17 protein-coding genes are annotated in these 15085 nt (G+C 37.1%); 6 read left to right on the top strand and 11 right to left on the bottom strand.

What is annotated here, in order from left to right; all coding sequences use genetic code 11:
- Nucleotides 1-5 precede the first annotated feature (5 nt).
- Together blaDIM and B0X80_RS09745 are read left to right on the top strand one after the other, a co-directional pair.
- Nucleotides 6-722 carry a DIM/SIM/IMP family subclass B1 metallo-beta-lactamase gene (blaDIM, locus tag B0X80_RS09750; protein ID WP_077339872.1) on the top strand — a complete coding sequence of 239 codons (717 nt, stop codon included), beginning with the start codon at nucleotides 6-8 and terminating at the stop codon, nucleotides 720-722.
- Between the two features lie 9 nt (nucleotides 723-731).
- Complete coding sequence (locus tag B0X80_RS09745) at nucleotides 732-1301, top strand: YceI family protein (RefSeq protein WP_077339871.1); 570 nt, start codon at nucleotides 732-734, stop codon at nucleotides 1299-1301.
- 69 nt (nucleotides 1302-1370) lie between these two features.
- Here the strand turns inward: B0X80_RS09745 and ubiK are convergent, their stop codons facing one another.
- Complete coding sequence (gene ubiK / locus B0X80_RS09740; RefSeq protein WP_077339870.1) at nucleotides 1371-1619, bottom strand: ubiquinone biosynthesis accessory factor UbiK; 249 nt, start codon at nucleotides 1617-1619, stop codon at nucleotides 1371-1373.
- Between the two features lie 155 nt (nucleotides 1620-1774).
- On the opposite strand from ubiK, the gene rep reads away from it, so the two are divergent.
- Together rep and B0X80_RS09730 are read left to right on the top strand one after the other, a co-directional pair.
- Nucleotides 1775-3793, top strand: coding sequence for a DNA helicase Rep (gene rep, locus B0X80_RS09735; protein WP_077339869.1), 2019 nt, complete (start codon nucleotides 1775-1777; stop codon nucleotides 3791-3793).
- 1 nt (nucleotide 3794) lies between these two features.
- On the top strand, nucleotides 3795-4670 hold the full coding sequence (locus tag B0X80_RS09730; RefSeq protein ID WP_077339868.1) for a TraB/GumN family protein: 876 nt from the start codon (nucleotides 3795-3797) through the stop codon (nucleotides 4668-4670).
- 83 nt (nucleotides 4671-4753) lie between these two features.
- Here the strand turns inward: B0X80_RS09730 and B0X80_RS09725 are convergent, their stop codons facing one another.
- Both B0X80_RS09725 and B0X80_RS09720 read right to left on the bottom strand, forming a co-directional pair.
- Nucleotides 4754-5527, bottom strand: coding sequence for a sulfite exporter TauE/SafE family protein (locus B0X80_RS09725; protein ID WP_077339867.1), 774 nt, complete (start codon nucleotides 5525-5527; stop codon nucleotides 4754-4756).
- Nucleotides 5528-5599: 72 nt separating this feature from the next.
- Nucleotides 5600-6484 (bottom strand): LysR substrate-binding domain-containing protein, encoded by an 885-nt coding sequence (locus B0X80_RS09720; RefSeq protein ID WP_077339866.1) that lies wholly within the window; start codon nucleotides 6482-6484, stop codon nucleotides 5600-5602.
- A 74-nt stretch (nucleotides 6485-6558) separates the two neighbouring features.
- Between B0X80_RS09720 and B0X80_RS09715 the strand changes: the two genes are divergently transcribed.
- Nucleotides 6559-6906 carry a hypothetical protein gene (locus tag B0X80_RS09715; RefSeq protein ID WP_077339865.1) on the top strand — a complete coding sequence of 116 codons (348 nt, stop codon included), beginning with the start codon at nucleotides 6559-6561 and terminating at the stop codon, nucleotides 6904-6906.
- A 20-nt stretch (nucleotides 6907-6926) separates the two neighbouring features.
- Here the strand turns inward: B0X80_RS09715 and B0X80_RS09710 are convergent, their stop codons facing one another.
- The 4 genes from B0X80_RS09710 to ubiE form a co-directional block, all read right to left on the bottom strand.
- Complete coding sequence (locus B0X80_RS09710) at nucleotides 6927-7853, bottom strand: 3-keto-disaccharide hydrolase (protein ID WP_077339864.1); 927 nt, start codon at nucleotides 7851-7853, stop codon at nucleotides 6927-6929.
- A 190-nt stretch (nucleotides 7854-8043) separates the two neighbouring features.
- Entirely contained in the window at nucleotides 8044-9618 is a 1575-nt protein-coding gene (gene ubiB / locus B0X80_RS09705) for a ubiquinone biosynthesis regulatory protein kinase UbiB (protein ID WP_077339863.1), read from the bottom strand.
- The gene (locus B0X80_RS09700) at nucleotides 9611-10285 is read right to left on the bottom strand and encodes a ubiquinone biosynthesis accessory factor UbiJ (RefSeq protein WP_175623919.1); all 675 of its coding nucleotides are present in this window, start codon (nucleotides 10283-10285) and stop codon (nucleotides 9611-9613) included. Before B0X80_RS09700 ends, ubiB begins: the two co-directional genes overlap by 8 nt.
- Complete coding sequence (gene ubiE, locus B0X80_RS09695; protein ID WP_077339859.1) at nucleotides 10285-11052, bottom strand: bifunctional demethylmenaquinone methyltransferase/2-methoxy-6-polyprenyl-1,4-benzoquinol methylase UbiE; 768 nt, start codon at nucleotides 11050-11052, stop codon at nucleotides 10285-10287. Before ubiE ends, B0X80_RS09700 begins: the two co-directional genes overlap by 1 nt.
- A gap of 140 nt (nucleotides 11053-11192) precedes the next feature.
- Between ubiE and B0X80_RS09690 the strand changes: the two genes are divergently transcribed.
- Nucleotides 11193-11450, top strand: coding sequence for a hypothetical protein (locus tag B0X80_RS09690; RefSeq protein ID WP_139345306.1), 258 nt, complete (start codon nucleotides 11193-11195; stop codon nucleotides 11448-11450).
- Between the two features lie 5 nt (nucleotides 11451-11455).
- Here the strand turns inward: B0X80_RS09690 and B0X80_RS09685 are convergent, their stop codons facing one another.
- From B0X80_RS09685 to trmH, 4 genes are read right to left on the bottom strand one after another with little or no spacing between them, the layout of a single operon-like run.
- Nucleotides 11456-11707, bottom strand: a complete 252-nt coding sequence (locus B0X80_RS09685; RefSeq protein WP_077339857.1) for a hypothetical protein — start codon at nucleotides 11705-11707, stop codon at nucleotides 11456-11458.
- Complete coding sequence (locus B0X80_RS09680; RefSeq protein WP_077339855.1) at nucleotides 11691-12242, bottom strand: peroxiredoxin; 552 nt, start codon at nucleotides 12240-12242, stop codon at nucleotides 11691-11693. The genes B0X80_RS09685 and B0X80_RS09680 overlap by 17 nt, the downstream gene beginning before the upstream one ends.
- Nucleotides 12235-14313: an ATP-dependent DNA helicase RecG gene (gene recG / locus B0X80_RS09675; protein WP_217697143.1), complete on the bottom strand. Its 2079-nt coding sequence runs from the start codon at nucleotides 14311-14313 to the stop codon at nucleotides 12235-12237. The genes B0X80_RS09680 and recG overlap by 8 nt, the downstream gene beginning before the upstream one ends.
- Before the next feature lie 52 nt (nucleotides 14314-14365).
- Complete coding sequence (gene trmH, locus B0X80_RS09670; protein WP_077339851.1) at nucleotides 14366-15073, bottom strand: tRNA (guanosine(18)-2'-O)-methyltransferase TrmH; 708 nt, start codon at nucleotides 15071-15073, stop codon at nucleotides 14366-14368.
- Between the last annotated feature and the right edge of the window lie 12 nt (nucleotides 15074-15085).

The following is a 15085-nucleotide window of genomic DNA, read 5'->3' as shown; positions in this document are numbered from 1 at the left end:
AAGCCATGAAACTATTGTTAATCGTTTATACCTTACTACTCACTTTTTCGGTTCATGCAGAAGAGGCACTACCTGAATTAAAAATCAATAAAATAGCTCCTAACACCTATCTATATAAATCATTTCAAAACGTAGACGGTTTTGGGTTAATGAGTTCAAATGGACTAGTTATATTCCATGAGAAAAAAGCCTTTATTATTGATACGCCATGGTCTGAACAAGATACAAAAACATTAGTTGGCTGGATAGAGAAACGAGGTTATAAACCTGCGGCAAGTATATCAACCCACTCGCACGAAGATCGCACGGCAGGTATTAAATGGCTTAATGAACAAAACATTCCAACCTATGCGTCTACATTAACGAACGAATTATTAGCCAAAAAAGAACAAACACTAGCGAGTCATTCATTTACAGGTCCTAATTTTCAGTTAGAAGATGGATTAATTGAAATATTTTATCCGGGTGGCGGTCATACAATAGATAACCTAGTCGTATGGCTACCTAAATCTAAACTACTATTTGGTGGTTGCTTTATTCGTAGTTTACAAACTCAGGGGTTAGGCTATACAGGTGAAGCTTCAATAGAACAATGGCCATCTTCAGTCGAGAAAGTGCTATTAAAATATCCACAAGTTGAAATTGTTATTCCTGGGCATGGTAAACTAGGCGATATAAACTTATTAACCCACACTAAACAATTAGCAGCAGCTAAAAATTAAGGAAAAAAAATGCGTATTTTTACATTAATAATCGGATTATTGTTTACTCTGCCAAGCTTAGCAAATTGGCAATTAGCGAATGATAAATCTCAATTTAACTTCGTAACAACTAAAAAAAATAGTGCCACAGAAGTTCATCAGTTTACTCAACTAAAAGGCGCTATATCACCTAAAGGTAAAGTTAATTTAACCATTGATTTAAGTAGCGTTGAAACCAACATTCCAATTCGAAATGAAAGAATGCAGAAATTTCTTTTTGAAACAAATTTATTTCCTAAAGCCAGCTTTACCACAAGTATTGATAATCAAGTCATTGAAAAACTGAATGTTGGAGAAGTTGCTCGTATCGAAATAGCCGGTGAAATAGCATTACATGGTGCAAAGAAAACGGTTACAACCCAAGTACAGGTAATAAAATTAGGTAACAACAATATAATGGTTAACAGTTTAAAACCTATTATTATTCAAGCAAACGATTTTAATTTAGTTGCAGGTGTAGAAAAATTAAAAGCTTTAGCCGTGTTACCTAGCATTAGCAACGCAGTACCGATTAGCTTTTCTCTTTATTTTACTCAATAGAAAAATACATTAGTTGAATAGCCATAGCTTGCTAAGTGAGTTATGGCTTTAAAACTAATAACAAACACATTACTCAGCTAACTTCGCTTCAATTTCAGCGAGCTTAGCTTCTAATTCAGTTAACTTAGCTCTGGTTTTAATTAACACCTGTGTTTGCACATCAAACTCTTCACGCGTTACTACATCAAGCTCGGCTAATTTACGTTGTAAAACCGTTTTCGTTTTCTCTTCAAAATCGCTCGCTGCATTTTTTAATCCTGCAGGAATAGCATTTGATACTTGCTGAGCAATTTCTTCAATTTTTTTAGCATTAATCATTTTAAACTCTTAGCCTTATTTGGCTTTAACTTAAGTTGCTTATTTTACTATTGTAAACATTTTTAACGATTGAGACTAAAAATATTCGGCTTATTTAAAAAATTTGTTATAAAATCGTCGCCTCTTTTGAATAGCCCCAGAAATCGTTAAAGATAATGAAACTAAACCCCGGACAAAATGAAGCTGTAAAATACGTAAGTGGACCTTGCTTAGTATTGGCAGGTGCTGGTAGTGGAAAAACAGGGGTTATCTGTAAAAAAATCGCCTACCTTATTGAAAAGTGTGGCTATAAAGCACGTAACATTGCCGCTGTTACCTTTACCAACAAAGCCGCTAAAGAGATGAAAGAGCGTGTCGGCAAATTGCTAGGTAAAGATTTAATTCGTGGTCTTACTGTTTCAACCTTTCACTCTCTCGGTTTAGATATTGTTAGAAAAGAAATAAAAACATTAGGCTACAAGCCGGGCTTTACTCTATTTGACGATCAAGACACCCTAGCGCTATTAAAAGAACTGACACAAGATGAGTTTGGGGGCGATAAAGATTTACTCAGTAAGTTACAGTCAATGATCTCAAATTGGAAAAACGAACTGCAACTGGCTGACGCAGCAATTAAAAGCGCAAGTGATGCCGACACCATCATGTATGCAGAGTTTTATGCTGAATATCAAAAACATATGAAAGCCTATAACGCGTTAGACTTTGATGATCTGATTTTAATCCCTACGCTCTTATTAAGAAATTACCCTGAAGTACGTGAGCGCTGGCGTAAAAAAATTCAGTACATGTTGGTAGATGAATACCAAGACACCAACGCCAGCCAATACGAATTAGTTAAATTAATTGCCGGTGAAAAAGGCTTATTAACCGTAGTTGGCGACGACGACCAATCAATATACTCGTGGCGTGGCGCTAAACCACAAAATTTAGTGTTATTAGGGGAAGACTTCCCTGAGCTTAAGTTGATCAAATTAGAGCAAAATTATCGCTCTAGTGGCCGTATTCTTAAGTGTGCAAACATACTGATTGCGAATAATCCTCATGTATACGACAAAGCACTATTTAGTGAGCTTAATTACGGCGTTGAATTACGGGTTGTGCAAACCAAAAACGAAGAACACGAAGTTGAGCGTATTGTCGGTGAGCTGATCGGTCATCGCTTTTTAAATAAATCTAAATTTAAACATTACGCCATTTTATATCGTGGTAATCATCAATCTCGCTTACTTGAAAAAGCATTAATGACTAACCGTATTCCTTACAAAATCAGTGGCGGAACATCATTCTTCTCAAGATCTGAAATTAAAGATATGATGGCGTACCTACGTGTTTTAGTGAACCCTGACGACGACAACGCTTTTTTACGTATTGTAAACGTACCTCGACGCGAAATAGGACCAACAACCTTAGAAAAACTAGGTAGTTACGCCAACATGCGCCAAATTAGTATGTTTGCAGCTAGCTTCGAGCTTGGGCTAGAACAAACACTCACTGGCCGTGGTTTAGCGAGTGTACAACGCTTTACTCGTTGGATTGTTGAAACAGCCGATCATGCTGAACGAGGAGATACCGCAGCGGTTTTAAGATCTGCTGTACGAGAAATTAATTACGAAGATTGGTTATACGATTCTTCGCCAAGCGCTAAAGCAGCTGAAATGCGTATGAAAAATGTGACTCAACTCTTCAGTTGGGTTACACAAATGTTAGAAGGTGACGAAAACGAAGACCCTATGACATTACCACAAGTAGTCACGCGTTTAACCTTGCGCGATATGATGGAACGTAGCGAAGACGAAGACGACTCAGACCAAGTGCAATTAATGACATTGCATGCATCAAAAGGGCTAGAGTTTCCTTACGTATTTTTAATTGGTATGGAAGAAGGCTTACTACCTCACCAAACCAGTATGGATGAAGGTAATGTAGAAGAAGAACGTAGATTGGCTTACGTAGGTATTACTCGGGCGCAAAAAGAACTTATTTTTACTTATGCAAGAGAGCGCAGACAATTTGGTGAAGTGGCCAGAACAGAAGCCAGTCGCTTTTTACATGAATTGCCGCAAGACGATTTGAGCTGGGAATTAACTCAAGCTAAAAAAAGTAACGAACAAAAACAGGCTACAGCCAAAATGGGTGTCGCTAACTTACGAGAAATGCTCAATAAGAATAAATAATATGAAAAAATACATACTCACTTTATTAACAACAGTTACGTTTTATAGTTTATCTATTACAGCTATGGCTGACAGTTCGGTGTGGAAAGTGTCGAAAGACAACGATCACGTATTTATTGGTGGCACTATTCACGTGCTACCTGAATCAGAGTTCCCTCTGCCTAAAGAGTTTCTTGAAGCTTATAAAAATACCGACCTCATTGTCTTAGAAGCACAGCTGCCAGACCCAACAGATGCAGCTGCGCAACAAGCAATGATCGCTCAAATGAGCTACAGCGATGGCCAAACTTTAGAAAGCATATTAAAACCCAACACCTTCAAACTATTAACCAATTACTTCGACAGTATTGGCAGTAATGTGCACCAATTTACCAGCTTTAAGCCCGGCTTTGTTATTTCAATAATGGCACTAATTGAATTACAAAAAGCTGATATATCAGGCGCAGGTGTTGATGCTTATTTTGAAGAGCTCGCCATAGCAGATAAAAAAAGCATCCATTATTTAGAAACCGCTGAAATGCAATTTAACATGCTAAGCAACTTAGGTAAGGGATACGAAGACGATTTTATTGAAGCTAATTTAGAATTGAATTCTAGCTTTACTGATTTTTTCCAACAAACCTTAGACGCATGGAGAATAGGAGACGCAATTAAGTTAGAAAACTTGATTAATATCGCTGCTATAGAATCAGATGAAAAGTCGTATAACGCGCTATTCACTCATCGTAATAAAAACTGGGTGCCTAAAATAGAAGATTTATTCAAGAATAAAAACAAAGAGTTTATTTTAGTAGGAGCTGGACACTTGTTTGGTAAAGAGGGCTTAATTGCCTTACTCAAAAATAAAGGTTATACCGTAGAACAAAAATCTTCTTAATCACTATTCAATTGTTTTCAATTAAGTAAAGTTAGGCGTTAATCTCCTAACTTTATTTAAATTCAACAACTAAAGATCTGAATTTATATCTTACCTGTTATTAACCCTAAGCCGATAAAAACCAGTAATACTGATACAAACTGTTGTACCGTATTAATGGTTACTTTAGTTAAGAGTTTTTTACCAAAATAAGCCCCAATAAAAGCTGACAAGCAAGCGCTTAATACTAACCACCAGTTAACCGAACTTTGGCTAGAACCAAAGTGCCAGCCGTAAACCGCCAACCTATTTATATCAACAAGTACCGCCAATATGACCCCGGTTGCTACAAACTGTTCTTTTGATAAGCCTGCTTTTAATAAAAACATACTTCTAAAAGCACCTTGATGACCAGATAAACCACCTAAAAATCCACTTATCATTCCACCTAAAGGCAGGTACTTTTTATCAATAGCAAGCGATTTAAAAAAAGGTAGTAACTCTACAACCACTAGAAATAAAATAAGGCCACCCACCACAAGCTTCATTACACTTGTAGTAAATTCATAAGATAAAAGATGATAGCTAACTAGCTCATGACTGCCAGACATATTGGTTAATAATAACGCCCCCAACAAAGCACAAATAACAGCAGGCAAACCAAACTTTAGAATAACGGCCAAATCGGCATGCTTCCCCACTAAAAAAATCTTGAAAGCATTATTAGCAAAATGAACAATTGCTGTAATGGTTACCGCAATTTCAATAGGGAAAAATAAAGCTACGATAGGCATTAATAAGGTGCCTAAACCAAAGCCAGAAAATAACGTAAGTAACGAAGCCGCCATAGCGACTAGTGAAATAATAAAAAAATCCATAAAATAGAGTAAAGCATAAGTTTTTACAATAAGGTTAATAATAACAATAAAGTGTGACTGTTTTACTAAATATCACCCTGAATTGAATAAAACGTTTAACCAAGCTTCAAATTTTTTTACTTTTTCCCATTGAAAGTTTTTGGGAGGAGCAACTAAAAATAATGAAATAGGGCTTTGCGCTGAAAAATCAAATAGATTAATTAAAGTGCCTTCATTAAGTCGTTCAAATACTAACGATTTACTCACAAAACACATACCTTGGCCTGCAATTGTTTTTTCAATTACAGGCACTGAATCTGTTGTTTGTAGGCTAATTTTAAAATCATCTACCGTGATTTTATACTGATTACAAAATAGTTCAAATGCAGGCTTTAAGTCGCTAGATATATCTAAAAGCATGGGTGTTTTTAATAGTATATCCATTGATGGAAAAGCATCTTCAAATAACAAGCTACTTGCCACAAGTAAAACTTCATCTTTTATAAGCTCTCTACTTTCCAACCCCTGATAAATACCTTTTCCTCTTCTGATTGCGATATCTACATTGTTATCTTTAAAATCAACCAATTGATTACTTGGTGAAAACTGCAACATCATTTCAGGATACATTAATTGAAATTCATTGATTTTAGGAATAAGTATCAAAGACGTAAAAGAGTGCAAAGACGTTATTTTAAGGGTGTTTGGATCAGGCTCTGCAGACAACAAGCTGATCCCTTGAGATATTTGACTAAAAGCATTTTCAATAAACGGAAATAAACGTTCACCTTCATTACTTAACAGGGTTTGTTTGCTGTCTCTAATGAATAGCTGACATTGTAAATTTTCTTCCAGTAATCGAATTTGTTGGCTTACGGCCGCTTGAGTTACAAATAACTCTTGTGCCGCGCTCTTAAAACTTTTATTACGTGCGGCAGCAAGAAAAAATGATAGTGATTTTAATGGAGGCAACTTCATAGCGCTTTAGAAAAACTTAAGTGATGTTAATTTTATATCGTTTGTTTAACTCAAGTGCAAGGTTTAATTTACGGATGAAACTTACAACAAACACAGAGGTTATTATGTTAACAAAATCGATACTACTATTGAGTATTTTAAGTACATCATTCGTTATAACCATTCAAGCAAACGACGAAATACAATTGTATTCTGAAGCGGGTTATCCTTACAAAAACTTGATCAACAAGGCTGAATCAGTAAAGATTTTCTTTACTGAAAAAGAAGATATCGTTATTTGTCGTGTGGAAGTATCAGCAGACTCAAAAAATAAAACCACCGAGAAAGTGGTAGTTACAAAAAAACAATTTGAACAAGCCCCGCTCGTGAGTTGCTTACCACGAACAGAGGCTAATAAATTGTTAACATTCGCTTATCTTTAATTATTCAATCAAAATATTAGCTAATAGATGTATTCCATATACTGTTTTGGTAACGCATCTAAAGCTTTAATTTTAATATCTCGGTAGTACAATTCAGCCCCTTCAGACTGTATTTGCAACTGTCCTGAATTTAATACTTCACCCATGGGATCTTTTGAATCTTGAATAGCCATAACCACTTCACCATTAACAACAAATACAGCGTAATCATTGACCGCAAATAACTCTAAAGTATTCCATTCACCATGCGCTTTATCAACTTCAGGAAAAGCACTGGCGTAACCTACACTGCCTAATTGGCCTTTAACATCATAGACAGGTCTATTACCTACAGCAGGTTTACGTGAACGAATTTTACCTTTTACGGTACCTCCAGCATTACCTAGCGGAATGTAATCACCTAAGTCACTTTCTTGTACTTGAAACTCTTGGCATAATTTCCACGTTTTCCAAAAAGCACCATGTTCACCTTTACAATGAAATAACAAACCGCTATCACGAATAGCATCTTTTCGTGGTGCCCACTTTTTATCGCCCCATTTCATTTGAAAACTTAAATGGTAATTTTGATATTCAGCTTTGGTATTAATACCACCATAAATTTCACCACTAATATGTAAAACAGGCTGACCGTTTTCTTCGATCATAGTAAATACGCCTTTTACATCATTATTCAAGCCTAATGCTAATCTTGGATCACCATGACTCACTTTATTTTCAGTATATGTGCCTTCAGGTAACCCTTTTACAGAAGAGTGAGGTACTCCAATCCAAACATCCCATTGAGACAGGTTACTGTCCAGCAAAGACTTCCATGTTTGCGTTAACTTATTTGACTCATTATTTGATTTCCCTTCACTAATAGACACTAGACTACAAGCTGACAATAAAGCTAAAGATGTACTTAAAAGCACTATTGAAATATTTTTACTATTTATAAAACTCATATATAAAACCACCTTTTTATCTTATTCTGCCTTTGATTACAGTAAAAAACAAGGAAGAAAAAACATTCGTATCAAAAAACAAAAAACATGAAAAAACACTATTTTAGATATTCAAAAACACAAAAGATAACGTTAACATTTATTAGTGTTGATTACCTAACAAATGCTAGATAAAAGTGTGAAGATATATTTATATGGAAAGAAATAACAAAGTAGCTGAAATAATTAAAGCACTCGCTATGATCGCATAAGTAATAGACTTAGATTGCTGCTGATTCTGTTTAAGCAATTGAGTGAGTAATTCGGTTTGTTTATATTGTTGTTCTTTACCGGCACGTAAATAGTCGTAAACTAAATCAGGAATTTCAGGAAGCTTTTCATTCCAAAAAGGAATATTTTCTTTAATTTTTGCAAATACAGCTTTTATGCCCATTTGCTCTTTTACCCAATTTTCTAAAAAGGGTTTTGCGGTTTGCCATAAGTCTAATTGCGGATATAACTGACGGCCTAAACCTTCAATGTACAGTAAGGTTTTTTGTAATAAAACGAGCTGCGGCTGTACTTCCATATTGAATCTACGTGCTGTACTAAATAAGTTTACTAACACTTGCCCAAACGATATTTCAGCCAAAGGTTTATTAAAAATAGGTTCGCATACCGCTCTAATAGCAAACTCAAATTCATCAACACTGGTATTGCTAGGAACCCAACCTGAATCTACGTGTAACTGTGCTACTTTTCGGTAATCGCGATTAAAAAAGGCAACAAAGTTTTCAGCTAAATAACGTTTATCTTCTTGGTTCAGTGTACCTACAATGCCGCAATCTATGGCAATCCATGTTGGATCTGCCGGGCTAGTTGCATCAACAAATACATTGCCAGGGTGCATATCAGCATGAAAAAAGCTGTCGCGGAATACTTGCGTGAAAAACACTTTAACGCCGCGTTCAGCTAATAACTTCATATCTACGCCTAATGCGTGTAGCGTTTCAATTTCACCTACACCAATACCGTAAATACGCTCCATAACGAGTACATGTTTACTGCTGTATTCGCTATAAATTTCAGGTACATATAAAACGTGGTCTTGTTCACGACCTTGTGAAAAATTATGTTTCAGCTGAATAGCGTTAGCCGCTTCACGATTTAAATCGAGTTCATCTAAAATTGTTTTTTTGTATTCTTGTACCACTTCTTTAGGTCGTAGTCTTTTCCCATCAGACAACCAGCGAGCAACAATACCTGCAAAAAGCGACATAACCTCTATATCAGCAATAATCACTTTTTCAATATCAGGGCGTAATACCTTAATAACGATATTCGTATTGCCATGTTTTTCAGTATGTAACTTAGCTGTATGCACCTGCGCGATAGAAGCTGAAGCTAGTGGTTCGATATTAAATTCGCTGAAATGTTCGTTAAAAACATCTTCACCCATGGCATCAATTATTAGCTGTTTAGCTTTTTCACCATCAAACGGCACAACTTGATCTTGAAGAAGTGCTAATTCATCAGCAAAGTCGGGCGGAAGTAGATCGCGCCTCGTTGAAAGCATTTGTCCAAATTTAATAAAAACAGGACCTAGCGATTCAATAGCTAATCGAAACCTTAAGGCAACAGGCTTATCTTTATGTTTATTACCTAACCAAAATAAACTCACGCGAGCTAACTTTGCATACCAAGGCAGAGACTTTTTAGGTACGAGCTCGTCTAATCCATATTGCAGAAAAGTTTGAACAATTTTATAAAGGCGTAAGCTACTCACTAGAATCCTTGTTGCTGTTTACTGCAAATTGTTTGCTGGAGCGATTTAGTAGCGCTTTTTCAATGGCTAAAAACCTGTCGTTTACTGTTTCAGTGTGTATTTCTAACTCACTTACTTGTAAATTAAATGCCGCTATTTGACTACTAGTAACCACTAAACGCTTTTCGTGTACTAACCACTCCGTTGAATCCGCTTGAATTTGCTTAACGGCAAAGCCTAGTTTATCGGCTAATTTTTTACTTAACTGGGTTAATTTATAGGTAGGCACATCACCAATGTGTTTGGCTAATTCGCTTTGCCAATCAATCTCTAATGTTTCAGCCATGTTGGCATATTGCTGGGCAATTTTAATATCGCCAACAATATCTAGCTTGTCTTGTTTTATTAGCTCGGTTAAGGATTGCTCGTTTTTTAAAGCTACTAAGGTTTTAACACTAGTATGAATGGCACAATCAGGGTTTTCGCTTAACGAAGTCACCAATACCTTGCTGTTATTCACAATAAAACTTAATGGGAAGCCCAACTCAGCCAAATATACTACTAAGTTTTTTTGCTCTAGCGGGTAAAGGCTTTGCGTACCATTTAAGCTTAATGCTAAAGCCTTATTAATAATAGCTTCAAGCGCTGAGCATAAAAGTTGCTGATGCAAGGTGGTATTGTTTGCCACTAAAATTTATAACCTTTATGCAGAGCTACAACGCCGCCAGTTAAGTTTTTATAGGTAGTTTGCTCAAAGCCCGCGTTATTCATCATCTCTTTTAATGTATCTTGGTCAGGATGCATACGAATAGACTCAGCTAAATACTGATAGCTATCACCGTCTTTAGCCACTAGTTCACCCATTTTAGGTAAAATATTAAACGAGTAAAAATCGTAGGCTTTACTCACAAGCTCTTGCTCGGGTTTTGAAAATTCTAATACCAATAAACGACCACCGGGTTTAAGTACACGGAACATAGAACGTAATGCTTCGTCTTTATCGGTTACGTTACGTAAACCAAATGCAATAGTAATAATATCGAAGGTGTTATCTTCAAAAGGTAAGTGTTGTGCGTTAGCTTGTACGTATTCAATATTTTGTACTAAACCACGGTCACGTAATTTATCACGACCTACATTAAGCATTGAACTGTTGATATCAGCTAAAATAACTTGCCCATCTTTACCCACAAGTTGAGAAAACTTTGCGGTTAAGTCACCCGTACCACCAGCTAAATCAAGCACCTTGTTACCGGGGCGTACACCACTGGCATCAATGGTAAAGCGTTTCCATAATCGATGAATACCAAACGACATTAAATCGTTCATTACATCGTATTGTGCAGCCACAGAATGAAATACTCCGGCAACTTTAGATTCTTTCTCGCTTTTATCTACCGTTTGGTAACCAAAGTGAGTGCTGTTTTCTTGATTGTCTTGATCTTGAGGTGACATCTTAAATTCGCTTGTAGCAATAATTAGCTTTAGTTTAACTCACTTTGACTGAATTATTAATAGTTAAGTCATACCAAACACAATAGAATAAATTTGGTCTCTTAATTGAACCTTTGTGATTTTCAGTAATCGTATTAATCATGACTTGGCTCACGATTTGTTTACAACAACTATTTAATACAGGGACTAAAATGATGCAAAAAATACTATGGATAAGCTTACCAATAGTGTTATCCGCTTGTTCTTCTCAGCAACTTTACCAACACACACAAAACCAAGTGGAAATTAATTGTAATCACAAAGTAGGGGTAGAAAGAGAGCAGTGCCTCGATAAAATAAATACGAAACCTTATAAAGAATACGAAGCAGAGCGACAAGAGATAATAAACGGAAAGTAAATGAGTTACTTTACACTCACTTTGCCACCAATAATTTTAAAAGCGGGTACGCCACGAATCAATGTTTCTCTGGCAAAGGTGCTATTACATGAAGGACAAATACAGCTTTCGTTGGTAAAATCTTGAGTAATGCGTTCTTTAAAACATTTGAGCAAAGTACCTGTACCACCTTTACGATATTTATAAAGCTGACTACGGCACTTTGCACAATAAACATTAACAGTTTTTGTGGGGCCTTTTTTATTCGGCTTGGCCACTTTTCTCTACATTTAATTCTGCTAATGTTGCGGCCATATCTTCAGCTGCTGTGGCTGGTTTAATGTCTTCGTCTATTTTTAAAATAGTGCCGTCTTTTCCAATATAAAAAGTAATGCGTTTTGCAAAACCTAGCATATGTAGCACATCGTAAGCTTCTGCAACTTCTTTTGTAGGGTCGCTCAACATAGGAAAATCAGCATTCGTTTTTTTAGCAAAATCGCGATTGGCATCTAATGGATCAACACTTGCCATAAAGTATGTTGCATTAAATGCACGGACTAAATGACCTTTTTCAACTAACGATTTACATTCTATTGTACAACCACGTGTATTTGCTCTTGGATACCAAGCTAAAACAACATTAGTTTTACCTAAAAAGTCTTTCAGGTTATAAAAATCGCCCGTTGTGGCTTGTAGGTTAAAGTTAGGTGCTTTATCACCCACTTTTAAGCTAGTTGCAGAGGCATTAAAAGCCATTGCACTAACAATAATGCCACTGAGTAGCGCTACTGTTTTGATTATATTTTTAAGCATTTGAGTATTTTTCCTTGTTAGCTAACCATCGGTTGATAAGTAAGACCGCTTGTTGCGGATATTTGTTCCATAATAAATAGGCTTGTTGTTGAATCGTTGGAATTAAGTGAGCATCTCTTACTAAATCCGCTATTTTTAATTCAGCTAAGCCTGTTTGTCGTGTTCCTAATAATTCACCTGGGCCACGTATTTGTAAATCTTTTTCGGCAATAACAAAACCATCGTTACTTTCTCGTAATACCGCTAAACGTTTTGTTGCGGTTTTAGATAAAGGTGTTTTATACATGAGCACACAATGTGACGCTACGGCACCACGACCGACTCGGCCTCGTAGTTGATGTAGCTGCGCTAACCCCAAACGTTCAGGGTTTTCAATCACCATTAAGCTTGCGTTCGGTACATCTACGCCAACTTCAATAACAGTGGTTGCCACTAACAAGTGGAGTTCACCTGCTTTAAATTGGTCCATTATTGCTTGTTTTTCAGCGGCTTTCATTCGCCCATGTACTAAGCCTATTTTTAATTCCGGCAGTTGTTCTTGTAAATATACAGCGGTGTCTTCAGCCGCTTGGCATTGCAGTACTTCTGATTCTTCAATAAGTGTACATACCCAATAAGCTTGACGGTTATCTTGAATACAACCCTCCCGAATACGATCTATTACGGCATCTCTTCGAGAATCGGGTAAGGCAATGGTTGTAATGGGGGTTCTACCCGGTGGTAACTCGTCAATAACCGATGTATCGAGATCGGCATAAGCGGTCATGGCTAAGGTTCTAGGAATAGGGGTTGCCGTCATAATAAGCTGGTGCGGATATTTGTTATCAAACGCGCCTTTTTCTCGTAACGTTAAACGCTGATGAACACCAAACTTATGTTGTTCATCAATAATAATTAACACGAGATTTTTAAAAACAACGTCTTCTTGAAATAATGCATGGGTACCAATAACCAGCTGCATATTACCATTGGCCATGTTTTCTAATGCTGATCTACGAGCTTTTGCTTTGGTTTTTCCTGCTAGCCAACCCACTGAAATATTAAGTGGCGCAAACCATTTTTCGAAGTTAATGGCGTGTTGCTCTGCTAATATTTCTGTAGGTGCCATTAAGGCAACCTGAAAGCCTTCACCTAGCGCGGTAAGTGCAGCTAAAGCGGCAACTAAGGTTTTACCTGATCCAACATCACCCTGCACTAAACGCATCATAGGCGTGCTATTGGCTAAGTCTTTACGTATTTCGTTTGCCACACGTGTTTGTGCATTTGTGGGTTCGAACGGTAAGCTCGTGAGAAATTGTTGATTTAGGCTTTCGTTCACAGTTAAAGGAAAAGCATTTTCTTTATCTACCGACTGCCTCAATTTAAGCATACTTAAATTATGGGCGATAAGTTCTTCTTTAATTAAGCGTATTTGTGCCGGATGTTTGCCTTCTTCGATTTGTGAAATAGATGTATCTGGTGGTGGTCGATGCAGTGTTTTTAACGCTTCGGTTAAGGTGTATGACGAATCAATAAATTCTGCAGGCAATAGTTCTTCCACTTGGCCGCGCTCTAATCGTATTAACGCTTGTTCGGTTAAATTACGTAACGATATTTGCCTTAAACCATCAGTGGTTGAATAAACCGGTGTTAATGTTTCTTCAACAGGGGTAAGTTCTACATCGTTATCAAGTGGTTTATATTCAGGGTGAACTATTTCAAAACTGCGCGCGCCTCGACTAATTTCACCATAGCAACGAATGCTTGTACCAATGGCTAAACTGTTTTTTTGATTCGCTGTAAAATGGAAAAAGCGTAAATTAATAACGCCTGTGCCATCGCTCAACGTAACCATCAGCATACGGCGTTTACCTTGAACGATTTGATTATCGGTTATTTCACCAATAATGTTGGTATGTGTGCCCACCATAAGATCACGTATTGTCGTAATGCGTGTCCGGTCTTCATAACGTAGAGGTAAATGAAATAATAAATCTTGGAGTGATTCAAGACCAAGCTTTTCTAGTTTAGACGCTAAACCTGGCCCCACACCTTTTAATACAGTGATAGGGGTTTGCGCTAGATTACTAATACCCAGCCGAGCTTGAGTCATAAACTAGCGTCCTGATGCAGGTGAATCCATGTTAATCGTCGATGTTTTGCCATGCGTCTTTTGTCATTTGCATTTTTTGCCACCAATCTTCTGAAGCGACTATTTGCCCTTCTTCATCTATTTGTGGATAAGGTAAACCTTTACGTTTACAGGCTTCAGCAAAAATCGGGTGTCCGCCTTCAAATAAAACACGTTGGCGACGCTCTTCAGATAATCTAGGCTTATCATAAAGCCCAGCTAACTGTCGCTGGCGCTGAGCTTCATACAAAACAACCGCATTAGCTACTGACACGTTAAGTGATTGCACCATACCTACCATAGGAATAACAATATCTTGATCAGCGAGTTCTAACGCTTCGGGTGAAGCACCAAACTTTTCTTGACCTAAAATAATAGCCGTTGGCTTAGTATAATCAACTTCGCGGTAGTCTACCGCCGAGTCTGATAAGTTAGTAACTAACACTTGCATGTTTTGTCGTTTTAACTCAGCAATAGCATCTTTGGTGTTTTTATGTCCGTGAACATCAACCCAGTTTTGACTACCTACAGCACTACCACCTGAAACACGCATTTTATCGCTTTTCCAAACAGCGTGAACATCGCTTATCCCAATAGCATCCGCGGTTCTTACCACTGCTGCTAAATTATGAGTTTTATGCACGCCTTCCATGCATACGGTTAGATCGGGCTGCCTTTTATCTAACAAGGCTAAAATACGCTGGTGTCTTTCTGGTGTCATGCTAATACTGGC

Source organism: Pseudocolwellia agarivorans, assembly GCF_002000085.1.
GTDB lineage: Bacteria > Pseudomonadota > Gammaproteobacteria > Enterobacterales > Alteromonadaceae > Pseudocolwellia > Pseudocolwellia agarivorans.
This window is presented reverse-complemented; position numbering and strand designations above follow the sequence as displayed.